General features: G+C 36.7%; 20 protein-coding genes. 15 read left to right on the forward strand and 5 right to left on the reverse strand.

Features of this window, described 5'->3' with window-relative positions:
- Positions 1 to 4: 4 nt before the first annotated feature.
- Positions 5 to 1,066: an AraC family transcriptional regulator gene (locus tag H2677_RS06880; RefSeq protein WP_099948538.1), complete on the reverse strand. Its 1,062-nt coding sequence runs from the start codon at positions 1,064 to 1,066 to the stop codon at positions 5 to 7.
- A gap of 142 nt (positions 1,067 to 1,208) precedes the next feature.
- On the opposite strand from H2677_RS06880, the gene H2677_RS06885 reads away from it, so the two are divergent.
- Positions 1,209 to 1,979 carry a 3-hydroxyacyl-CoA dehydrogenase gene (locus H2677_RS06885; RefSeq protein WP_125299326.1) on the forward strand — a complete coding sequence of 257 codons (771 nt, stop codon included), beginning with the start codon at positions 1,209 to 1,211 and terminating at the stop codon, positions 1,977 to 1,979.
- Between the two features lie 156 nt (positions 1,980 to 2,135).
- The gene (locus H2677_RS06890) at positions 2,136 to 2,819 is read left to right on the forward strand and encodes a superoxide dismutase (protein ID WP_328706007.1); all 684 of its coding nucleotides are present in this window, start codon (positions 2,136 to 2,138) and stop codon (positions 2,817 to 2,819) included.
- Positions 2,820 to 2,874: 55 nt separating this feature from the next.
- Here H2677_RS06890 and H2677_RS06895 read toward each other — a convergent pair whose 3' ends face one another.
- Both H2677_RS06895 and H2677_RS06900 read right to left on the reverse strand, forming a co-directional pair.
- Positions 2,875 to 3,447 (reverse strand): flavin reductase family protein, encoded by a 573-nt coding sequence (locus tag H2677_RS06895; RefSeq protein WP_099948540.1) that lies wholly within the window; start codon positions 3,445 to 3,447, stop codon positions 2,875 to 2,877.
- Between the two features lie 58 nt (positions 3,448 to 3,505).
- Entirely contained in the window at positions 3,506 to 4,525 is a 1,020-nt protein-coding gene (locus tag H2677_RS06900; RefSeq protein WP_212639455.1) for an AraC family transcriptional regulator, read from the reverse strand.
- Positions 4,526 to 4,804: 279 nt separating this feature from the next.
- On the opposite strand from H2677_RS06900, the gene H2677_RS06905 reads away from it, so the two are divergent.
- From H2677_RS06905 to H2677_RS06945, 9 genes are all read left to right on the forward strand, one after another.
- Positions 4,805 to 5,821, forward strand: a complete 1,017-nt coding sequence (locus H2677_RS06905) for a lipase family alpha/beta hydrolase (protein ID WP_099948542.1) — start codon at positions 4,805 to 4,807, stop codon at positions 5,819 to 5,821.
- A gap of 66 nt (positions 5,822 to 5,887) precedes the next feature.
- A complete protein-coding gene (locus tag H2677_RS06910; protein WP_212639589.1) occupies positions 5,888 to 6,919 on the forward strand; it encodes a lipase secretion chaperone in 1,032 nt (343 codons plus the stop codon).
- A 72-nt stretch (positions 6,920 to 6,991) separates the two neighbouring features.
- A complete protein-coding gene (locus H2677_RS06915) occupies positions 6,992 to 7,768 on the forward strand; it encodes an alpha/beta fold hydrolase (RefSeq protein WP_212639456.1) in 777 nt (258 codons plus the stop codon).
- 410 nt (positions 7,769 to 8,178) lie between these two features.
- Positions 8,179 to 8,907 carry a HesA/MoeB/ThiF family protein gene (locus H2677_RS06920; RefSeq protein WP_171500880.1) on the forward strand — a complete coding sequence of 243 codons (729 nt, stop codon included), beginning with the start codon at positions 8,179 to 8,181 and terminating at the stop codon, positions 8,905 to 8,907.
- A 57-nt stretch (positions 8,908 to 8,964) separates the two neighbouring features.
- Positions 8,965 to 10,263 (forward strand): ABC1 kinase family protein, encoded by a 1,299-nt coding sequence (locus tag H2677_RS06925; protein WP_212639457.1) that lies wholly within the window; start codon positions 8,965 to 8,967, stop codon positions 10,261 to 10,263.
- A 26-nt stretch (positions 10,264 to 10,289) separates the two neighbouring features.
- Positions 10,290 to 10,670 carry a dihydroneopterin aldolase gene (folB, locus tag H2677_RS06930; RefSeq protein ID WP_004911755.1) on the forward strand — a complete coding sequence of 127 codons (381 nt, stop codon included), beginning with the start codon at positions 10,290 to 10,292 and terminating at the stop codon, positions 10,668 to 10,670.
- Positions 10,627 to 11,061: a 2-amino-4-hydroxy-6-hydroxymethyldihydropteridine diphosphokinase gene (locus tag H2677_RS06935; RefSeq protein WP_212639458.1), complete on the forward strand. Its 435-nt coding sequence runs from the start codon at positions 10,627 to 10,629 to the stop codon at positions 11,059 to 11,061. The genes folB and H2677_RS06935 overlap by 44 nt, the downstream gene beginning before the upstream one ends.
- A gap of 33 nt (positions 11,062 to 11,094) precedes the next feature.
- Positions 11,095 to 11,646, forward strand: a complete 552-nt coding sequence (locus H2677_RS06940) for a DUF2799 domain-containing protein (protein ID WP_212639459.1) — start codon at positions 11,095 to 11,097, stop codon at positions 11,644 to 11,646.
- Between the two features lie 140 nt (positions 11,647 to 11,786).
- Positions 11,787 to 12,245, forward strand: a complete 459-nt coding sequence (locus H2677_RS06945; protein WP_212639590.1) for a hypothetical protein — start codon at positions 11,787 to 11,789, stop codon at positions 12,243 to 12,245.
- Between the two features lie 63 nt (positions 12,246 to 12,308).
- Here H2677_RS06945 and coq7 read toward each other — a convergent pair whose 3' ends face one another.
- Together coq7 and H2677_RS06955 are read right to left on the reverse strand one after the other, a co-directional pair.
- Entirely contained in the window at positions 12,309 to 12,944 is a 636-nt protein-coding gene (gene coq7 / locus H2677_RS06950) for a 2-polyprenyl-3-methyl-6-methoxy-1,4-benzoquinone monooxygenase (protein WP_004911746.1), read from the reverse strand.
- 3 nt (positions 12,945 to 12,947) lie between these two features.
- Complete coding sequence (locus H2677_RS06955) at positions 12,948 to 14,270, reverse strand: MFS transporter (protein ID WP_004953941.1); 1,323 nt, start codon at positions 14,268 to 14,270, stop codon at positions 12,948 to 12,950.
- A 162-nt stretch (positions 14,271 to 14,432) separates the two neighbouring features.
- Between H2677_RS06955 and H2677_RS06960 the strand changes: the two genes are divergently transcribed.
- From H2677_RS06960 to H2677_RS06975, 4 genes are all read left to right on the forward strand, one after another.
- A complete protein-coding gene (locus H2677_RS06960) occupies positions 14,433 to 17,147 on the forward strand; it encodes an autotransporter assembly complex protein TamA (protein ID WP_212639460.1) in 2,715 nt (904 codons plus the stop codon).
- Positions 17,148 to 17,193: 46 nt separating this feature from the next.
- Entirely contained in the window at positions 17,194 to 21,699 is a 4,506-nt protein-coding gene (locus tag H2677_RS06965) for a translocation/assembly module TamB domain-containing protein (protein WP_212639461.1), read from the forward strand.
- A gap of 131 nt (positions 21,700 to 21,830) precedes the next feature.
- A complete protein-coding gene (locus tag H2677_RS06970) occupies positions 21,831 to 22,292 on the forward strand; it encodes a DUF4124 domain-containing protein (RefSeq protein WP_168153732.1) in 462 nt (153 codons plus the stop codon).
- Positions 22,293 to 22,394: 102 nt separating this feature from the next.
- The gene (locus tag H2677_RS06975) at positions 22,395 to 22,754 is read left to right on the forward strand and encodes a hypothetical protein (RefSeq protein ID WP_212639462.1); all 360 of its coding nucleotides are present in this window, start codon (positions 22,395 to 22,397) and stop codon (positions 22,752 to 22,754) included.
- Positions 22,755 to 22,765 lie beyond the last annotated feature (11 nt).

A 22,765-nucleotide genomic window follows, 5' to 3' on the forward strand; every position in this document is an offset into this window, starting at 1 on the left:
CCATTCAGTCTTCAAATTGGTTAACAAGTAGTTTTTTGCTTGGGGATGTTTTTCGATAGCTACCAGGGCTTACACCACTCCATTTTTTAAAAGCGCGATGGAAAGCACTTGGATCGTGAAAATTTAGATCATCACTAATACTTTGAATTGAATCATTCGTTTTGCTCAGACGTTCAATTGCAATATCACATCGAATATCATTTTTAAGCTGTTGATAGCTGACACCTTCTTGTTTTAGTCGACGTTGAATAGTTGCTGTGGACATATTCATTTGTTGTGCAATATCTTTTAACTCAGCCCATTCAGAAGGTGGTTGGAGAATCAATTGTCTGCGGATTTGTAGACTTAATGAGTTTTCATTTTTAAAGCGCACAATTAAATTATATGGGGCATGTTTTAGAAATTCATTTAATGCCTGTTTGTCTTTTTTAATCTTGTGCTTGAGATAATGAGCATCGAATTCAATTTTATTGTGTTCAGCGTTAAATTCTATATTTTCACAAAAGCGTACTCGATAATCTTGTATCTCAACAGGTTGGTGGCACCTAAATGACATTCGGTGAAAACTGATACGCTGATCGCTCAACCAACACATCAAACTGTGTACCAGCATTAAAAAAGTCGAATAGGTAAACATTCGTTTGGGTTGATCACGGTCATGTAAGATAAGAAATGCTTTCGAACCCTCATGGACTAATTCCCCATGAATGTCATCCAAAATCAAAGCTAAAAATTTTAAGATATCTTGTATAGCTTGTTCTAATGTATCCGCACCAAAAGCAAGTTTCGCCAATACTTTATAACTTCCTCGGCGCATGGGATGAGTATCCATGCCGAGAAATTCATCATTCATACTTTTTGCCAGTTCAACCCAAAGCTGTGCAGATTGATTAACAGGGACTCGTGCTTTGGTTGAAGTTAATAATTCAGCTGAAATACCTGCTTTGTTAGCGATATTGACGATATTTAAGCCGCGGCTAGCTGCAACACTCAATGCTTCACGAATAAGTGCATTTGAAATCGTATCCTTTGCAGAATTGATATCTTGATTTGGAAGTTTGCTCATAAAAGATGAAATACAGGAGAGTGAATGAAATAAATGCTCAAAAATCGCATTAAATTTGCTACTTTTTGGAATTGTATCGGAAAAAAGTTGCCTTTACTCTTTGTTATAAAAATTTATCACTTTAATTTGATAGGAAACGTAAATGAAAATTCAGGGAAAACACTTTGTTATTACTGGCGGTGGTTCTGGTTTAGGCGCAGCGACAGCTGAATATTTGGTTCAGAAAGGTGCATCCGTCACTTTAGTTGATATGAATGCTGAAGTTGGAACTCAGCAGGCACAAGCATTGGGTGAAAAAGCTGAATTTGTCCAACTCGATGTTACGGATGAGCAAGCTGCTGAGCAATTTTTTAAAGATGTATTAGTTAAGCATGGTGCAGTGCATGGTTTAGTTAACTGTGCTGGGATCGGACCATCAGCGAAAGTTGTTGGTAAAGACGGTGTACACGATTTAGGTATGTTCTCAAAAACGCTTCAGATTAATGTCACTGGTACATTTAATATGCTGCGTTTAGCAGCGGAAGCCATGAGTAAAAATGAACTTGCAGAAGGTGATGAAGATCGTGGAGTAATCGTTAATACAGCTTCGGTTGCTGCGTTTGATGGTCAAATTGGTCAAGCTGCATATTCAGCCTCAAAAGGGGCAGTAGTAGCTATGACTTTGCCGATTGCAAGAGAGTTAGCACGTCATGCAATTCGTATTATGGTGATTGCACCGGGTATCATGGAAACACCGATGCTTAAAGGTCTACCACAAAATGTACAAGATGCATTAGGTCAAATGGTTCCGTATCCATCGCGTTTAGGTCGTCCTGAAGAATTTGCGCGCTTGGTTGCACATATTGCTGAAAACTCATATTTAAATGGTGAAGTAATTCGCTTAGACGGTTCGATTCGTATGGCTGCAAAATAAAAATATCTTTATGTAAATAAAAGCGATGATTGGTTCATCGCTTTTATGTTTTTAATAAGTAGTAAAATGTATCTTTAGTATTTAGTGATTTGACCTGCTTTAGATTTGCTTATATTTTTGATAATGAAAATGATTATCAATTTATGGGATATAATGATGCGGATGTTAAATAAAAGCCTATTTTCATTGATGTTATGTGCAGGATTAAGTGTGCCTGCCTATGCGGAATTTAAGCAAGCACCATTGCCTTACAAAAGTAATGCACTAGAACCCGCGATTGATCAAAAAACGATGGAAATACATTACGCAAAGCATCACAAAGCTTATGTTGATAATTTAAATGCTCAGATTAAATCCTATCCAGAGCTAGATAAATTAAGTATTGAACAAGTCCAAGCACAAATTTCTAAATATAATTCAGCAGTACGAAACAATGGTGGTGGGCATTTTAACCATGCTTTCTTTTGGGAAAGTTTAGCACCGACTAATAAAACTGGTAAGGTTAGTGCAAAGCTACTAAAACAAATCAATCAAGATTTCGGCTCATTTGAAGCCTTCCAAGATAAATTCAATCAGGCTGCAACAGGTCGTTTTGGCTCGGGTTGGGCATGGTTAATCTTGAATGATGCAGGTCAATTGGAGATTGTTTCAACGCCAAATCAAGATAATCCTTTGATGGATATTGCGGAGAAGAAAGGACAGCCACTTTTAGGTTTGGATGTTTGGGAACATGCTTATTATCTTAAATATCAAAATCGCAGAGCAGACTACACCAAAGCTTTTTGGTCTATTGTAAACTGGAATACTGTAAATCAGCGTTATGATGCTGCAATTAAATAGTCTTTATATAATTCATGTGAGAAGCGCTGTTAAGTGCATCGCTTCTGTGTTTGATTTACTCTGCTTTCACTTCTTCGCCAATTAAATAAAACGTACCGCCAGCAATATAGTGTAGGCTTTTCAGGTTTTTATGCTCTTCCGAAAAATGCCAGTGACCATCGCGGAAAACACGCGTATCAGCCCAAGCAGCAATAACAGAGCCGATAAATAAATCATGGGTTTGCTGATTGTGCGGTTCTGGTATCAGCTTGCATATTAGCCAACCAATACTTCCACTGACTAATGGTACAGAATAATCTTCTTGATAAAAGACTTCAGTTTTACAGGTTTGTAATTTCTCAGGATCATCAAATTGACTGATGTTTCCAAGCTGATGAACCATGTTGAGTTGTTCATAACACGGAACCTGTAATGCAAAATAGCCACTTTTCTCCACGAGCTCTCTCGTCTTTGTAGTTTTATCTAAAACCACAGTAACCTTTGCTGGAGAAAATTCTAAAGCACATGCCCATGCTGCTGCCATAACATTGACTTCATCATTATACTGAGCAGAAACAAGTACAGTTGGACCATGATTAAGTAAACGATATGATTTAGATAACTCGACGGGTGCAATGTATTGATTCATTACTTCATGTCCTAAAACAGCAATTCAAATGTATCTATATTTGATTTTAAATGAAGGCTTATTCAAGCGCCCAGCGTTTAACTGCGCGATTAAAACTTGAAGTTGAAGCATAACCTAATTGTTTTGCGATTTGATCTTTTGAGGCGAAGGGGCTTAACATCAATTTTTGTGCCTTTGTTTTGCGTACATCATCGTATAAGCTCTGAAAACTTACAGATTTTTCTTGAAGCATTCGTTGTAAAGTTCTTTTGGTAAGGTTTAATTTTTGAGCAACTTGATCAATTCCAATCAAGCCCTCGATTGGATCATCGATTAGCTGTTTTACGCGATATAAAATATCCTGTGTAGTAACTAATTCATCGAGTTCTTTTTGACAAAGTTGTTTAAACTTTTCTGAAGTTAAAGGGTCCGAAAGACTCAATGGCATTTCTAGAAATTTAGCTGAAGCAATTAATCGAGTACAAGATTCTTCAAAAGTAATGACTTCAAAAGTTGAGTCTAAAATGTCTTTAAACCTTGAAAAATAAGCAGGATATTTACATTGCAAACTCAAACTAGGTTTAAAGCTTGGAATAAAAAAACGAACTAGATGCACAAAACCCGTTAAAAAGAAAATACAGCTAAATTCGTACGATTGGCGATCTGATATATCTGAGAAATTAAGCAGAGAAGGTTCATACACAATCGTGTAGTAAGCTAAATCATCGTGGATTTTAAAGTCTAATTCAACAAATGAGCATTGAATACGGACAAATTGATTGATTGTTTGAATCGCTTCAAAGGCATTCTTTGAAATCGCAGCAGTGAAACCTAATAATCCGTGAGAACTGATTTTTAGATGACTTCCTGCATAAAAGCCAATACCTTCCTCTTGAGTTAACTCGATTGATCGCGCAATTACTTTTTTAAATGAGGATAAACTTATTTTATGATTGAAATCATTGAGTTGTTCTACATCTACACCAGTTCCCCAAAATAACTCTTCTGCAGATATATTCCAATGCGATACAACTTCGCTTAATAAATGCACATAAGAACTGCTGATAAAGTGATGATTATAAAGGCGAGGAATGCTCATGATGTTATTCAAAATCCATTTTAAAACTCATCTACTAAGCAGTGACCTTAATAGAGCTTAGTGATTTTGAAAATGTACATTCATCGGATTTTTACGATTGAGATTAATTTTTGGCGTCAATTGTTATGATTTTGGCGCATTTTGTTTTAGTCTAAAAATCACACAATATGTATAGGGAGTATAATTCTGCTGTTCTTTCGTTTTCGCTAGAATGGATCTAGCAACGAAGTCTATGGACGTATTTGTTGTAATAAAAATGAAAAATGCTAGGAGCAAAAAGTGAAGAAAAAATATTTAAGTGCGATGACGTTAATGGCGGGTATGCTAATAAGCAGTGGATCTGTTGTTCATGCAGGTCTATTTGATTTCTTAGCGCCTAAAGCTTCATGGCAAAACTGTGATGTAAATTCTTGTACGGTTGGTGGCAGTACCAATGTCACGTCTAGTTATGCAAAAACAAAATATCCAATTCTACTGGCACATGGTATGGCTGGTTTTTCTGCTGTAGGCCCGCTGCAATATTGGAATGGGATTACTGAAGATCTAGTTGGAAATGGAGCTAATGTTTTTGTCGCGCAACAGGCATCTTTTAACTCTTCTGAAGTGCGTGGAGAGCAATTGCTTATACAAGCCAAACAAGTATTAGCAATAACTGGTGCACAAAAAATCAACTTGATTGGTCATAGTCATGGTACGCAATCAGTTCGTTATGTGGCTGGTCTTTTACCTAATAAAATTGCATCTGTGACTGCTGTTGGCGGACCTACTAAAGGTTCTGATGTTGCAGATGTGGTATATGACTTTTCAAAATCACCAGTTGGAACTATAGCAACACCAATTATTGCTGCTGGTGTAAATGCATTTTTCTCGTTGGTCGGGATTGGTTCTGGGCATTATTACGAACAAGATGCTTTAGCGGGAATGTATTCATTGACCACTCGTGGAGCTGCTGAATTTAACCAGCGTTTTCCTGATGGAGTACCAACAACAGCTTGTGGTACTGGGACAGAGTTAGTAAATGGTGTTCGTTATTATTCATGGAGTGGCACAGGGGTACTTACAAATGTTCTTGACCCATTTGATTATGCACTGGCAGCAACATCATTACTGATACCAAGTGAAAACGATGGTCTTGTTCCAAGATGTTCAAGTCACTTAGGAACGGTTATTCGTGATAACTATGCGTTTAACCATTTAGATGAAGTTAATCAAGTGTTAGGACTAGTGGGTTTTCTACAAAATCCTGTAACACCATATCGAATTCAGGCAAATCGTCTCAAAAATCAAGGTCTCTAAATTTAAGGGAGGAATGATCATTCATTCCTCCACATTTTTTAATAAAGTTTAGCAAGAGCATGGATGATGATTGGTAAACGTATAAATTCAAAACTATTAATCTTTTCTTTGATTAGCATTTTGTTGATCGTTCTAGGTTTGATTTATTGGTTTTTTAAACCCGAAGCAGGATTAGCACAATCTAGAAATAGTGACAGTCAATCCCAAAACGTCACAGAAAATTATGCATTAGCAATGAATGACTCAAAGAATACGACACTTCCTACACTAGCACCTTCCTTAAAAGGAACGGAGATAGACTGTCCTATACAAGTAGATGCTAATGGAAACTTGGTATTAACAGTGGGTATTCGCAGTTGTTTTGACTATTTTTTTTCAAGTTTAGGGGAGAAAACAGAAACTGAACTGATTGCAGATATACGACAATATTTGTCTGCGACGTTACCAGCTCCAGCAGCGAAATATGCAGCATATTTATTAGAGCAATATGTTGTATATATGCATACTTTACAAAATGCAAAACCCAGCGGAAATTTCAAAACGACTGATGTTGAAGAATTAGAAAAGATAATTAACCAAATGCATAAAATTCAACAGCAATTTTTTAATGCTAAAGAGATAGAAGCTTTGTTTGGTAATGAGCGTAATTTAAATAAATTTAATATCGAGCAATTACGAATTCATGCAAATAAAAACTTATCTACTCAACAAAAGGCAATTGAGCTTGCCAAGTTAATCGACCAACTTCCACCAACTTTAGCTGACGGAGTTAGAGTGTCTATGCAGTTTTCAGAATTGCAACAGCTCACTCAAGAAATCAAAGACAAGGGTGGTTCTCCGCAAGAATTACGTAGTATGAGAGAAAGCTTATTGGGGCCAGAAGCTGCTGATCGTTTGGAAAAAGTTGATCAGGAGGAAGCTGTTTGGCAAAGTCAGGTAAATAATTATTTAATAAAACGTGATCAGATTCTAAAAAGCGAAATGACAGACTTAAATAAACAACAAGCGATTAATCAGTTACGTACAAGTTCGTTTCAAAGTAAAGAAGAATTACTTCGTGCTCAATCCTATGAAATTATGCATGATCAGAAAAGATAGGATGAGTCGGGTAAATGAAAAGACTACGTTTTCGTACAGCAATTACATAAGTTGATAGAGAAGGATCTCCGAATGTGGAATAGAGCAGAAGCAGGAACAGGCAAACCATTGGTTTTGTTACATGGGATTGGTATGTCTCATAAAGCATGGAGTCCCGTAATTCAGCATTTAAGTAAATCTAGACGAGTCATTGCATTTGATGTAGCTGGTTTTGGCGATAGTCCAAGTCTTGGTGCATCGGTTCAACCTACAATTCATAATTTAGTTAGTGCTTTAGAACGTGAGTTGAAAACTATAGGTATACATGAACCTGTAGATATTGTTGGAAATTCAATGGGGGGATGGATGGCACTAGAAGCTGCACGTGTTGGATTGGCAAGTGCCGTCGTCGCAATTTCACCCGCAGGTTTGTGGGATGAATCCCCAGCACATGTAAAGATGGTATTTTTTAGTTTAAGAAATGCGATTAAATTCATGCCTAATATATCAAGACAGATGATGGGATTTGCACTGTTTCGAGAGTTGCTTTTAGCTATCCCGATAGGAACTGGTGGTCGAAACATTTCTAGAAAAGATGCTTTGAACTCGATTGATGATTTTTCCAAAGCCACAGATTTCGATAGAACATTCGCAAATGTTGGACGTTTTATCGGGGGTAAGGATATTCAAGTTCCTTTAACTATTGCCTTTGGTACAAAAGATTGGCTTTTGAGAAAGAAGGACTGTCAAAATAAATCTGAGCTGCCAGACCATGTGAATTGGCTAGAACCTAGAGATTGGGGACATGTCCCAATGTGGAAAGATCCACAAGGCGTAGCGAATTTGATTCTTAAGAATATAAGTGCCTAGCCTAACCAAATCAATTGGTGGCATCTTTTAAAAGTCTCATAAGCTACCTATGCGGTATTGAACCACTGGTACCGTTAATTACGCTACTGGGGTTGTTTCTAAGCTACCTATGCGGTAGTGAACAATAAAATATATCTAAAATTTCAAAATAAAACATAGAGTTATTTCTAAAAAAATAAATAACCAAAGTTTTAATCTCAATTCATAAGTAATTGATTTTATTATGCTGTTAAAGAGTGCCTACAATATTGGGTTAAAACCTAGATATAGTCAAAGCTAAAATGCATGTATGAAAAAAATTATCTTCCATTAGTACATTCATATACTTAAAATCTAAAGTCTTTAGAGCTAGCAAGAGAATCAGTGTGTCAATTCATCCAGAAAACGAATTTGAATTAACTAATGATGAAATGCATCTTTATAGTCGTCAAATCTTACTTGATGGTTGGGATATTGAAGCTCAAGAAAAATTAAAATTAGCAAATGTCCTGATTATTGGAGCTGGTGGAATAGGGTGTACTAGTGCGGAGCTACTCGCACGAGCAGGCGTTGGAAAAATCACGATTGTAGATGCTGATACAATTGAAATGAGTAATTTACAACGTCAAATTGCGTTCACTCCAAATCATATCGGTCGCTACAAAGCCGAAATATTAGCAAAACACTTACAAGTGATTAATCCGCACATACATGTTAGCTATAAAAACATACGATTTGATGAAACGAATGCTGATGATTTAATACAGCATCAAGATGTAGTGTTGGATGGGTGTGATAACTTTACGACACGTTATTTAGCCAATGCGATCTGTAAGAAATATCAAGTCCCTCTAATTAGCGCTTCTGCAATCGGATTTGAAGGACAAATGTTCATGGTGGAGTCAGATTCTGCTTGTTATGAATGTCTATTTCCTAAAGAAGATCACGCAAATGAGGGTATGCGTTGTGCAGAGTCAGGCGTGTTGGCAACAACTCCTGTAATGATAGCGTCATTACAAGCACATCACACATTGTTATTTCTAGGCTTGGGATTAACCCCACTGAAGCAAAAACTATTACTCTGGAATGGTTTAAATTTGTCGCAACGTATTCTTAAATTTGAAAAAGATGCAAATTGTCCAGTTTGTCGGGCAACTTAAACAGTAAAGTTTCTGAAATTTGCTAAACTAATGCCATCTATGAGGCAATGAAAGATTATGAAAAGAAATATCTTATTTGATGGATTGCGTTCTGTTGCACGGATAGGTGAAACAGTGATTGTTGCTGCACAGGCAGGTGTGAAATATGCAACTGAGAAGCCAAGTAACGCAAAACTAATGCGTGAGACATTTGAGTCGCTAGGTTCTACATATATTAAATTGGGTCAGTTTATTGCAAGTACACCATCACTATTTCCTCGTGAATATGTTGAGGAATTCCAAGGGTGCTTAGATCAAACACCAACTTTACCGTTTAGCTATATCCAAGAGGTACTTGCTGAAGAGTTTGAAGGTAAAAACTTGAATGAAATTTTTAGTTTAATTGATGAAAAACCATTAGCTTCAGCTTCTATTGCTCAGGTGCATGCTGCAAAACTTGTGACAGGTGAAGATGTCGTACTAAAAGTACAAAAACCAGGTGTTGAAACCATTCTTTATACTGACTTAAACGTCGTACATTGGGCGACTAAGCTGTTAGAGCGTGCAGTTCCAAAAATTAAATTTGCGTCATTATCTGAAATAGTAGACGAAATCAAAACACGCATGGTGCGTGAAGTGGATTTTATTGAAGAAGCACAAAACTTGGATGACTTTGTACAGTATCTCAATGTTTCGGGCAATCAAGCTGCAACAGCGCCAAAAGTTTATCATCAGTTTTCAACGCGCCGTGTTTTAACGATGCAACGTTTATATGGCGTATCTTTGACTGATTTTGATGTGGTAAAAAAATACGCTAAAGATCCAACTCAAGTATTAATTACAGCGATGAATACGTGGTTTGGTAGTCTAATGCTATGTAAGAGTTTCCATGCTGATTTACATGCTGGAAATTTAATGCTGCTTGAAGATGGTCGTGTTGGTTTCATCGATTTTGGGATTGTAGGTCAACTAAAGCCTGAAGTATGGACGGCTTGCATGGCATTTATGGATGCTTTACAGCATACCAATTACGCTGCGATGGCTGAAAATATGCTTAAGATGGGGATGACGCATCACAAGATCGATACTCAAGTCTTAGCTGATGATTTAGAACGTCTATTTAGTGGTGTGCTACTAGCAGACCCTCAAGAAATTTTAAGTTCTAACCCTGCTGATTTGAATGACATCATGATGGATATGATTGGAGTTGGTGAGCGTCATGGTATCAAATTCCCGCGTGACTTCGCTTTGTTATTCAAACAAATGTTATATTTTGATCGTTTCATGCGAGTTTTAGCGCCTTATACTGATATTTATGCTGACCAACGTTTGAAAATGGTTCACAATATTGAACCTGCTTCATTTCTAAAGCATTAATTAAATTATCAGTTTATTGGGTCATTATGGATGCCATTATTATAGAAGGATTAAAAGTTGATACGGTAATAGGGTGTTTCAATTGGGAGCGCCAAATCATTCAACCTTTAATGTTAGATCTAACCATTCATAATGATCTTAATCAGGCTGCACAATCTGATGAGCTAGACGATACATTAAACTATGCACAAATATGTGAACTAGCTGCTCAAGTGATTCAACAAGCAAAACCTAAGTTAATAGAGCATGCAGCACAGTTAGTTCTTGAAAAATTATTTTTAGTATTTCCCTCGATTGAGTCAATTATTATAACAATTCGTAAACCCGCAATTATTGCACAAGCCAATGCAGTAGGAATTCGCCTTGAACGCAACAGAAACGATTTTTGCGCTCGCACTGGCGAGTAATGTTCAACAGCAGCAGAATTTCACTTTTGCATATGCTCAGCTTGCGCAATTAGGAAAAGTGGAATTTTCAGCGATTTATCAAATTCCTTGTAGAGATGCCGTGGGGGCAGATTACTGGAATTCAGCATGCTTATTAAAAAGTGTGCTGACTGTGGATGAAGTCGTGGATATTCTAAAGAATCTTGAAACCCAATCAGGTCGTGTTCGTCCATCTCATCATATTAGTTTGGATATAGACGTTATTGCTTGGGGGAAAGATTTAGAGCATATGCAATTCAATCCTAAAAAATTACCATTAGCAAATGATGTTAAAATTCCATTGCTTGAATTGTGGCAGCATGAAGCATTAAATTATGATGACAAGCTACAATATCCAGTCATCAAAATATAATTTTAAAGATTACGATAATAAAAGGACTCATTTATGAAAGTCATTTTCCTGCTTACAACATTATCATTTTTGCTTTCTGGCTGCGCAGCAATGAGTGTTGAGCAATGTAAAACTGCAAATTGGTTTAATGTTGGTGAGAAAGATGGTTCAGCAGGTCGTGAATCTAGACTTGATCAATATTATTCTTCGTGTCAAAAAGCAAACATTACTCCGAATCAAAACCTATATGAAAAAGGTTATCAGAAAGGATTGAATTTTTATTGCCGTCCAGAGACAATCTTTGATGAAGCTTTGGAAGGACGTGGAGATTATCGTGTTTGTCCGATTGAAAAACGTGATTCATTACGTACATATTATCAAGTCGCACATGAATACTACCAAGCTAATTCTGAGTTTGAACGTTCACAGACAGATATGAGTTATTATTTAAAAGAATTAGAGCGTAAAGATTTATCAGTAAAAGATCGGGATGATTACAAAAAGCGTTTATATGATTTGCGTTTAAATAGCAGTAGAGTTCAGTATCGTTATCAAGATGCAGTAAGAAATCTCGAGCGATTCAAAGTAGAGCGTGGATTACAGTAATTCACTCAAGAAAACTTGGTATATATAAATAAAACCCATTGAATAAATGGGTTTTATTTTTTGATTCAACAATTGTGATACATACATGTTGGGTTTATCAGTGTTTGAATAAATCTTATAAGCTTTTAAACGGTAATAATATGAGAAATATACTTCTTGTTTTGTCAATTCTTCCGAGTATCTTCATCGCTAATCAAGCTTTTGCAATTGATGAAAAATATAGACACCAATTAGAACAATCAGGTTGTACTCAGCTGAGTGAATTGCAAGGTTGTGATATAAGAAAATCTAAACAAGAGAATATAAAAGCAGGATTTGTAGAAAATAATACACAGGATGCACTGGAAGGTAAAAGAAGTATTGAACCACAGTGGATCGCTGAAAGAACGGATGGGAAGATACTTGCTCGTATCAAAATTGATGATAAAGAGCGAGTATGGGTGAATGATTATCGAGTCATTGCAATTAAGAAAAAAGGTCAATTAACTTTTAGGCAGGGAAAAATTAATTACACGATTTTCACGGATCTGGAAAAAGGATCTGAAAGTTTCTGGTATGACCGTTACTCAAAAGATAAAGGAAAAATTGTTTTGCAATAATTAGTACTATTTTAATGAAGTGCAGGGAGTTACATCATCGCAACTCCCCGAATTACTCAAATTTTAAAGGTAATAACTTGTTTTAGTCATCAATTTTGAGATGGCCGTCATCGTGATTTTAACAGGCACAGGAAGTTCTACGCCGCCAGCATTTAATGCTGTTTCGCGATGATGCAATTCATCTTCATTCATTTGTTCTAAAATTTTACGTGAACGCTCATCATGAGCTGGAAGCTGCTGTATATGCTCTTGTAAGTGTTGGCTGACTTGACGTTCTGTTTCAGCAACAAACCCCAAGCTATATTTATCACCTGCAATGCCTGCAATTGCACCCATACCATAAGATAAACCATACCATATCGGATTTAAAATGCTGGTATGACTGTCTAATTCTTTTAAACGATCTTCACACCATGCTAAGTGGTCTTGTTCTTCTAGTGCTGCTTGTTGCATTTCTTGTTTAACATGTGGAAGCTTTGCTGTCAGTGCTTGTCCGTGATAAAGCGCTTGAGCGCAGACTTCTCCGCTATGATTAACACGCATTAATCCCGCAACATGACGAGCATCGCTAACACATAACTGTGAAGGGGTTTCTTCTGCAGGATTGTTGCGTTGTGATGTCGTAGCACCAGGAACTAAGCTGCGTAATGCTTGGTCAAATGAATTGATCATCTTATCGAGACCTGTGTAATGACGCATATATTAATCCTCTAGAGTATGGGGAGCATTCGCTAACAGAGGTTGTAAGCGCTTCAATAACCAAATTGAGAAAAAAGCACTTAAAACGGCTGTGATGATAAATAAGATTTTAATATCAATTTTTAAAATGCTTAAGATTAAAATTGAAAAAATTGCTGAACTGACCATGAAAACAGCGTTCAGAATATTGTTTGCAGCAACGACACGAGCACGATGTGAACGTGGTGAATACGCTTGCATCATGGCATATAGAGGAACGATATAAAATCCACCACTAATCCCAAGTAGGGTTACAGCGATCATGACGTGGTAGTAAACCAAACCTTGAGTAAACATATCTTTTAAATTAAGAAGTTCACCAGTGCGTTCAGGTACAAATGCAAGACTTGCAGCTAAGTAAAGTGCAAATACAGTCAAACCAATTGCGCCATAAGGAACCATCTTGATATTGATGTCACTGCCACCGATCTTGCGGCATAGTAATGAGCCGACACCGATTCCGACCGAAAAGAAGGTGAGTAATAAGCTTACGACATTTTCAGATGCATGAAGATTTTGTTGAGTGAGTTGGGGGATTTGAGTGAGGTACGTCGCACCATAAAACCAATACCAAGAGTTTCCAAGTAGAATCATGAATACAACAGGAATTTTTTTTACATAACTCAATGTCTGAAAACTGGTTCTAATAAAATTCCAATCAATTTTTAAATCAGGAGATGCAATCTTTTGCGGAAGAATAAAGCGACTGCTTAAATAGCCTAAGCAGGCAATGGTAACAACTGTGACACTAATCCACAATAAATTACCTTCTGAAGATGCAATAACAGCACCACCTAAGATCATGCCGAGTAAAATTGCGATAGAGGTTCCAGATTGAAACAGTGCGTTTCCTGACATTAACTCATTCGGTTTTAATATTTCAGGCAAAATGGCATATTTGATGGGACCGAAACAGGTGGAATGTGTACCCATTAAAAATAAAGCAAAAAGCAAAAGCCATAAGTTTCCGAGCAAGAAACCTGCTGTACCAATCAACATGATCACGATTTCAAGGATTTTAATAAAACGAATTAGTTGTGAACGTTCGTATTTATCCGCGATTTGTCCTGCTGTAGCAGAGAAGAAGAAATAGGGTAAGATGAATAGCAAGGCAGCTAAATTATTTAAAGTGCTAATCGGTGCGCTTTGTTGTTGGATCCACCCATAAGTTATGACCAAAAGCAGTGCTTGCTTATATACATTATCATTCAGTGCCCCAAAAAATTGAGTGAAAAACATCGGGACAAACCGACGTGATGTCATTAAGTGGTCATCTTGTTTCATCATGTGTTCACTTCATTGTGTTTTATAAAAAAAATGTGACTTACTGTAAAAATACTAGAAAATGCATGTATGATACTTTCAATGTTTGATTGGATGAAAATCAAAGATTTGAAGAAATTTTCACCCATCAAAAAAGATAAATTAAAAATAAGTTTAGAGTTTCACATGCTATCTAAAGATAAGTTTAAACAGTCAACACTGGTTCATTCTATGCATTTAATATTTAAAATGCAGGGATTTCCTAAACTTATTTGTAGTAGTTTTATAATTAGTTCTTTTATATCAGTTGCTTGTGCTCAAGAGCAAATTGCTGATATGTCTAAAATTAATTCAATAGAGACACCATCATCTTCTGATCAAACATTACAAACTCTAGCATCGGCTGATGTGAATGCATCGGCAACAGTAGAGCCATCGACTGTAACTGTTTCAGAATTAGATAGTCTCGCTGCATTAAAACAACAAGAACAGACAATCAATCAAATTAAAGAATTAAAACCTATACAGTTCGATGAAAATCTAGAGGATTTGCCAGTAGTTCCAGTTGATCAGAACATGGCAAACGAAATCTATCGTGTTGCAGAAGAAGCGAAAAATGAAGCTAAAAACTATCGAGCAAATGCCACACAAACCACAGTCAATGATGTTTCTCAAGCAGAACTGACAGAAATAACAAAAGCACCTGTAAACATCAATCAATTAATGCAGGAAATTCAGGCTGATAGTAAGATTGTTGTAGAAGCAAATGAAACAGGGAGAACATTAGCTGACTTCCAAGCTAGATCTGAGCCAGCACCTGAAAAAGTTGGATTTTTTAAGAAAATTATTAATCGATTCAAACCAGAAAATATTTTAAATACGGACAAAGTTCCTCGTATTAGTGCAGATGTATCTGGTGCGCCACCTGAATTGGCAGCAAATATCAAAGCGAAACTTTCGAGTTTTACGCAAGAATCATTTGATGATTTTGCAGTAGCTTTACCTCAATTACGTGCATTATCAAATCAAGCAGCTCAAGCTGTAGGATATTACAATGCAGAGTTTAAGTTTGAAAAAGTCAGTGAAAATAAAGTTAAAGTCAATGTTACACCAAATGAACCTGTAATTATCAACGAGCAAAATATAGACTTTACTGGAGCAGGTGAAAATTTACCTCAGTTTCAAGTTATTCGCTTAGTTCCGATCCAAGATGAAAAAGATATTTTTAATCATGGAAAATATGAAGAGACCAAAAGCAAAATTGTTAATACTGCTACAGATAATGGTTTCTTCGATGCATACTGGCGACTCCATGATGTGAAGATTAGTCAACCAGAAAAAATTGCAGATATTAATTTAAAATATGAAACAGGCGAGCGATATAAACTGAAGAAAGTTGAATATCGCATGAGTGATCCAAGTAAGCCTTTACCACTCACACAAAAAGTATTAGACAGTTTGGCACCTTGGAAAGAAGGTGATGATTATGCTTTTTGGCGTGTGAATCTATTAGCAAATAACTTAACGAATACACGATATTTTAACTATACCTTGGTTGACACAATTAAGCCTGATCCAATTCAACCACCTTTAGAGCTTCCTCCTGATTTGCAAGCTTTAGTCGATCAGCAACGTATTCAAGAATCTCAGTTATTAAATAGTCAACAAAAAGCAGATTTAGCTAGGCAAAAAGTCACATCCTCTCAAGAGGTTACACAAGATGTAGTTGATGAATCCCAGTTCTCTGGGGGGAAAGCTGCACAGCCTTATGCATTGGCTAGAGCGATGCCACTTGCTCATGACCATGATGATGAAGAGGAAGAACGTCAAAAATTAGAAGAACAAACTCGTATTGAGAAAAAAATTCCTGTAGTCGTGACTTTAAATGCAGATCGATTGAATAGCTTAGAAACAGGTATTGGTTACGGAACTGATACAGGTGCCCGTATTCGTAGTCAATACAGACGTGCAATCGTAAATAAATATGGTCATGCATTTGATGCCAATATTGAGCTTTCACAAATTCGTCAATCAATCGATGGTCGTTATAGCATTCCATATAAACATCCACTCAACGATTACTTCAACTTAGTTGGTGGTTATGAGCGTGAAGAGCGTGACGATATTGGTCCTGATGTAAATCTTTTGGTTGAATCAGCAGTTTTAGGTGGAGAGCGAATCATTAAGAATCCTCTTGGTGATTGGCAACATACGATGGGTTTTCGTTATCGTCTAGATCGATTAACAAAAAAAGGTGATGTCAATGTTGACGAATTACCTGATGCATTTAAAGTTTCAGGTATTGATTCAGAACAAGAGTCATTGTTATTCGGTTATGAGGCATCGAAAACGAATGCAAACTCTCGGTTAAATCCGACAAAAGGATTTAAGCAAACTTATAAAGTCGAATTGGGATCAGAATCCTTATTATCTGATGCTAACATGGCTATTTTAACTGCTGGATGGCGATTTATTTATTCATTAGGTAAAAATGAAGACCATCAGTTTGTAGGTCGTGGCGATGCTAGTTATATTTTTACCGATGATTTCAATAAAGTTCCTTATAATTTAAGATTCTTTACAGGTGGTGATCAATCATTACGTGGTTTTGACTATAAAAGTTTATCACCTGAAGAAGATGGCTATAAAATTGGTGGTCAAGCCCTAGGTGTTGGCTCATTTGAATACAATTATCAATTTAAAGATGGTTGGCGAGCAGCCGTATTTTCCGATTTTGGTAATGCTTATGATAAACAATTTAGCAACCCTACAGAATATAGTATAGGTGTTGGTATACGTTGGCGCTCACCAATTGGTCCAATTCGACTGGATGTCGCTTCTGGTATATCCAACGACAATAATCCAATTCGTTTACACTTTTTTATTGGTCCACAACTTTAATAATCTTAAACAAAACCTATTCAAAGGTTAAAAAATCAGGTTGATTATGTCGGAAGTAGAACAGCAATTAACGCCTTCAAATGGACCGAAAAAACAGCGTCATACGATTAGAACTATTGTTTTAGTCCTGTTAATGACGCTTGTAGTACTTATCAGTTCATTACTTGTCATGATGTCTACGGATAAAGGCAGCCGTTTTCTACTTGATCGTGTTTTGCAAAGTCAAAAGATGATTCGTTATGAATATGAAAGTGGTAATTTACTTTCAGGAATCATTTTAAAAAATGTTCTTGTCCAACTGAAAGCTGTAGATGTTTCGCTTGATCGTGCTGATGTATCTTTGGGTTGGCGTGCAGTATTCAAAAAAGAAATACATTTAAGCCATGCTGATGTTCAAAATCTAAAAGTTATTAATAAAAAGCCACCATCAGGAAAACCATTTGCATTTGATGCAATCAAGCTTCCTTTTGTTTTAAGAGTTGATGAGGCGAATTTAGATCATTTAGTCATTAAGACAACAACATCTGAAGTAAAGTTTAATGATATTTATTTGAAAGATGCCCTATGGTCAGGTACCAAATTAGAGTTTGAAGACTCACATATGGACATGGGATATTTGGCTGTAAAAAATGCGACAGGTCAGATGGATTTTAGTGGTAAATATCCGATTGATGCAAAAGCTGATCTTATTATTCCATCTCTTAAAAGTTTAGATATCAATGTCATAAAGGTAGTTGCTTCAGGTACATTAGATACGCTAAAAGCAGGTGTAGCAACGCAAACACCAGATTTGCTAACAGGCTGGACTGTTTTACATCCAGTACGTGATGGTGTGCCAATGCAGGGTGAGCTTTTATTCAAAAACTATCATTTGCCTTTATTAAAAGAACAAAAATTATTTGCTAAAGATGGTGTTGCACGTTTTAACGGTAACATCAAAAAACTTATTTTAAGTTTAGATACCGATCTTAAAGGTGAGCAAATTCCTGAAGGGAAATATAATGCTTTGATGGAAACGGACCTTAGAAACCAGTTAAATATTCAGGATTTTAATGGTCAGGTGATGAATGGTAGCGTTTCACTAAAAGGGATTGTAAGTTGGAAAGATCATGTTGCATGGGACATTAAAGGTCGACTTGATCGACTTAATCCTAAAAATAAAATCATCCCTCAGGCAGCTCAGGACTTTTTGCCACCAACGTTGGACGCAAATCTGAGTTCAATTGGTTCTATGGAAAAAGGGTTGGCATTGAATGCACAACTAGCTTTTGATCAATACGAGACTTGGAATGTAAAACTTAATCAAGCAAAAGCGATATCCAATAAACCTCAACCGATGTTAGTTGATATTGCTTGGCAAGGAATTGATCGAGCAGTGCCATATATTGGTTGGCTAAGTAGTGATAATGGTCAAACCAACATTACACTTAAAGAAGGTCAGCAGGATATCTTTGTTTCGACTACTGTAAAGCCACATGAAAAAACAGTATTGCCAACGGGTAAATATGATGCTCGCTTAGATGTTAAAGGTAGTTTGTTAGATATCGAAAATTTTCGTTATCAGGCAGAAAATGGAAGCTTATCGGGTCTAGCAAAAATTAAACTTCCGACTGAAAAACAGCAACTCTCATGGAGTGCAACGCTTAAAGCAGATAATTTCAATCCACAAACTGTAGCTACAGCTGCACCAGTAAATTTATTAAATGGACAAATTGTTGCTAAAGGTTTTGCTAAACCGAATCAGCAGATTATTCAATTTGATAATATTGATCTAAATGGTCAGTTAGCCCAATCAAATACATCTGAAAAAATTGCACTTAAAGGGAAAAGTACTGCGGCTTTACTTTTTCATGATCAAAAAAATGGTGGTGGATTTAAGAGTTATGCGGTTCAGTATGATGGTTCATTAAATGCTTTAAATCAGGCAAATGGATTATTAAAAATTGATGTTGCTGGCACGCCTGATTACGTGAAAATTAATGAGTTAAAGCATGATGGTGTGGCAGGTAAATTATTTGCAACAGGTTCAGTCAATTTAAAAGATAAATTAGGTTGGAATATCGAAACTTCATTAGTTCGTTTCAAGCCCCAATATTTTGTTTCTAGTGTCAAAGGTGAAATTTCAGGACATGTCAAATCACAGGGAGTGTGGTCTGATGATCTAAAACGAGTTGATATACGTCAACTCAATGCCGCAGGTTTTATTAACAATAAACCTGTTCGAGGACGAGGTAATTTAACACTTTTGCTTGATTCAAATCAAAAAGGGTTCTTACCACAACAGTTTGAAGCAAATGATTTATTTTTTGCATATGCACAAAACCAATTACAAGCAACAGGTAATGCACAAAGTTTGAAAGTTAAATTAAACGCACCAGCTTTGTATGAAATCTATCCGGGATTGCAAGGTCGAGCGTATGGTAATTTAAATATACAATCTCAACCGAAACTGAAAGCAACAGCAAACATCGCTGTAGATAATTTTGCATTTAACAACCTAGTTAGTATTAAGTCATTACGTGTGCAAGGTGAACTACCAACTTCAGAGACCACACCAACGATTTTAACTGCGAAGGTAAATCAAGTACGCAATGGAAATCGTGAAATTGAAAATGCAGTTGTGAATCTCGCTGGTACTCGCAAAGCGCATTTGTTAAAAGTTGAAAGTAAAAATAAGCAGTCTAATTTTTATGTTCAACTCGCAGGTGGATTTAATCAAAACAACGATTGGTTAGGTCAGTTGCAAAAAGGTAATTTCACTTCGCGTAGAATTAGTCTAGTACAAAATCAAAGTGCGCCGATTATATATACCTCATCTGCGGCTGAACTGTTTGTGGGACAGCATTGTTGGTCAAGCTCTCATAGCCAGTTATGCCTTGATCAGGCTGCACGTATAAGTAAAACTAAAGGAAATGTTTCTTTTCTCACAAAAAATCTTGATTTAAATGATTTTGCCGCATTTATGCCAGAAGGTTTAGCTGTTACAGGACAGTTAAATGGTTATGCACGTGCATCATGGGCAAATGGTACGCGACCAAAATTAGATGCGACATTAGTAACCCGTAAAGGTGAAATTGGTCTTGCTGCTGCTGATCCCCAAGATCCTGCAACAACGGTTACTTATGATGAACTTAGTTTGATCGCAAAAAGCGTTGGTGAAGGATTGTTATTCAGAGTGGATATGAAAACACCTGATATTGGAACAGGTTATGCCAATGTGATTATTAATCCATTCCAAACAAATATGCCAATGCGCGGTGAAATTGCTTTTGATGAAGTTCAGCTCAAAGTATTTAAGCCATTTATTAAAGATGTACGTTCTATGGCTGGCACCTTATCACTTGCTGGAAAAGTGGACGGAACTTTAACACAACCACAATTTACAGGTGAAATGCGATTGAAAAATGGCGCTATTAGTATGATTTCATTACCTGTGAATTTAAATAATATTCAGCTTTACTCTTCGATTCGACAAGATTCAGCAAGCATAGATGGTGCATTTAATAGTGGACAAGGTGTAGGTCGTTTAAAAGGTAGCTTTGACTGGAAAAATGATCCTCATTTAGCATTAACACTTAAAGGCGATAATCTATTAGTTCGCCAAGCACCAATGATTACAGCGATTGTTAAACCCGATTTAAGCTTGGATGTTTATCCATTTGCTCAACGTTTAAGTTTAAAAGGTACGATTGATGTTCCTCGTGCTCGCATTTCCATGCCAGAAAGTTCAGCAACGGTGGTGAATGTTTCACCTGATGTACGTGTGGTGCATCAAGGACAAGATCTACTCGCTACTTTAAAAGCAGCGAAACCATGGGATATCCGTGCTGATATGACGGTAAATCTCGGTAATCAAGTTATTTTCCAAGGCTTTGAAAGTAATATCCCATTGGTCGGACGTCTACATCTGTCACAACGTGGTTTAGAAACAGCCATGCGAGCAAATGGTGCAATTGGTGTAAGCCAAAAAGTGAAGATTGAAGCTTATGGTCAGAGTCTCGACTTGAATCGTGCAATTGCTCGTTTTAATGGACCTCTAGCAAACCCAACCTTAGATATTGATGCAAATAAACCTGTACAAGGAAGCATGGTTGGTGTGCGTGTTACGGGTACTGCGACCGTCCCTAATGTTCAAGTGTACAATGATGCAGGTCTGTCTGAGCAAGAAGCACTCAATGCTTTATTAACAGGACGTATTAATGAAGGTGGTAGTGGTTTAAGTAACACTGAAGGATTCAAATCTGATGTTAATAATACAATCGCTGCCGCTGGAATCAGCATGGGCTTAGGTGGAACTAGAGCTTTAACGAATCAAATTGGGCGAACTTTTGGCTTAAGTGGATTGGCATTAGATGCTCAGGGAACTGGTGATGATACCCAAGTGAGTTTAACGGGTTATATTACCCCAGACTTATTTATTCGCTATGGTATCGGTGTATTTACACCTGTCAATAAATTGACTTTGCGATATCAAATGAATCGTCGACTTTATTTGGAAGCAAGTCAGTCCTTAGAACGAGCTATTGACTTATTCTACAACTGGCGCTTCTAGATAAACATTATAAAACCTGCCTTGTTTAGATAAGGCAGGTTTTTTTATAGTACTTTTACAATATAAATGTGATATTATTGTATATAAGTAATTGAAAAATATAGATAAATGACATTTTTTGGAGAAAGGGGATGAAATGTGTCACTTTTAGTCAGCTTTTGGCAATCGTTAGTATTGGTTTGATGAGTAGTTCATTTCAACTTAATGCGAAAGAATACTACAAATGGGTAGATGCGAAGGGTGTAACTACATATTCAGCGACACCACCACCCACCAAGAAACAAGAGCCTCAACTTGATACATCCAAACAAAATATGACGGTTGGAAACACAGCCAATCATGCTGTACCAACTCAAGCACAGGCTCAAGTGGTTAAAGAAACAAAAACAGCAGCAGTTGCAACAACACCTCAAACTAAAAATGTAGCACTTACAGCAAAAACAGAAGTTTTGATTCCGATCAAGAATTGTAATGGGGTTCGTTGTTGGGACACTAAAGGTAAGGCTTACAATCTAGTACAAGGCAATACATATCTCTCTTCGACTGGTGGCAAATGTCTCAAAACATCAAACAACATGTCGTGTACAAAATGATATGTAATTTTTTAGCGATAGCTGATGTTTTTAAATGCATCTTTTTTGCAAAATGCTTGAGTTTGAGTATGATGTCTACATCTAATTAGCTGCAGTATGAAGATGAAAAAGGTTGTATTGATTGCACTCGGTTTGATTTTGATGGGTTGTGGTAAGAAAGAGCCTTTAACACCTGAACAACAGTGGCATGGCTATTGCGTAAGTATTGGCAATGCAGCTCGTTCTATTGCACTAGATCGTCAGAATGGAATTGAAGAAAAGCAAGCAAAAGAACATGCGAGCAAGATTGAAGATGAAATGACGAGTAAATTTATTTTCGAAATTATTGAAACGGTTTATAGACTTCCAGCAGATCAGATGAAGTCTGATCCTGATACGATCCGTGAAGATTTAAAGAAGAAATTTACGGATCAATGTTTGGTAACACCACATGATAAGTTACCGAACTATAAATCATTTTAATTTGACCATTG

The sequence above is a fragment of the Acinetobacter junii genome (assembly GCF_018336855.1).
In the GTDB taxonomy this organism is placed as follows: Bacteria; Pseudomonadota; Gammaproteobacteria; order Pseudomonadales; family Moraxellaceae; genus Acinetobacter; species Acinetobacter junii.

Excerpts from the sequence above, each read along its gene's own strand:
- H2677_RS06955 (WP_004953941.1), bottom strand. The coding sequence starts at position 14,270 with ATGATGAAACAAGATGACCACTTAATGACATCACGTCGGTTTGTCCCG.
- H2677_RS06925 (WP_212639457.1), top strand. The coding sequence starts at position 8,965 with ATGAAAAGAAATATCTTATTTGATGGATTGCGTTCTGTTGCACGGATA.
- H2677_RS06975 (WP_212639462.1), top strand. The coding sequence starts at position 22,395 with ATGAAAAAGGTTGTATTGATTGCACTCGGTTTGATTTTGATGGGTTGT.
- H2677_RS06940 (WP_212639459.1), top strand. The coding sequence starts at position 11,095 with ATGAAAGTCATTTTCCTGCTTACAACATTATCATTTTTGCTTTCTGGC.
- H2677_RS06920 (WP_171500880.1), top strand. The coding sequence starts at position 8,179 with ATGCATCTTTATAGTCGTCAAATCTTACTTGATGGTTGGGATATTGAA.
- H2677_RS06895 (WP_099948540.1), bottom strand. The coding sequence starts at position 3,447 with ATGAATCAATACATTGCACCCGTCGAGTTATCTAAATCATATCGTTTA.
- folB (WP_004911755.1), top strand. The coding sequence starts at position 10,290 with ATGGATGCCATTATTATAGAAGGATTAAAAGTTGATACGGTAATAGGG.
- H2677_RS06965 (WP_212639461.1), top strand. The coding sequence starts at position 17,194 with ATGTCGGAAGTAGAACAGCAATTAACGCCTTCAAATGGACCGAAAAAA.
- H2677_RS06910 (WP_212639589.1), top strand. The coding sequence starts at position 5,888 with ATGATTGGTAAACGTATAAATTCAAAACTATTAATCTTTTCTTTGATT.
- H2677_RS06945 (WP_212639590.1), top strand. The coding sequence starts at position 11,787 with ATGAGAAATATACTTCTTGTTTTGTCAATTCTTCCGAGTATCTTCATC.
- H2677_RS06960 (WP_212639460.1), top strand. The coding sequence starts at position 14,433 with ATGCTATCTAAAGATAAGTTTAAACAGTCAACACTGGTTCATTCTATG.
- H2677_RS06885 (WP_125299326.1), top strand. The coding sequence starts at position 1,209 with ATGAAAATTCAGGGAAAACACTTTGTTATTACTGGCGGTGGTTCTGGT.
- H2677_RS06890 (WP_328706007.1), top strand. The coding sequence starts at position 2,136 with ATGCGGATGTTAAATAAAAGCCTATTTTCATTGATGTTATGTGCAGGA.
- H2677_RS06900 (WP_212639455.1), bottom strand. The coding sequence starts at position 4,525 with ATGAGCATTCCTCGCCTTTATAATCATCACTTTATCAGCAGTTCTTAT.
- coq7 (WP_004911746.1), bottom strand. The coding sequence starts at position 12,944 with ATGCGTCATTACACAGGTCTCGATAAGATGATCAATTCATTTGACCAA.
- H2677_RS06915 (WP_212639456.1), top strand. The coding sequence starts at position 6,992 with ATGTGGAATAGAGCAGAAGCAGGAACAGGCAAACCATTGGTTTTGTTA.
- H2677_RS06970 (WP_168153732.1), top strand. The coding sequence starts at position 21,831 with ATGAAATGTGTCACTTTTAGTCAGCTTTTGGCAATCGTTAGTATTGGT.
- H2677_RS06880 (WP_099948538.1), bottom strand. The coding sequence starts at position 1,066 with ATGAGCAAACTTCCAAATCAAGATATCAATTCTGCAAAGGATACGATT.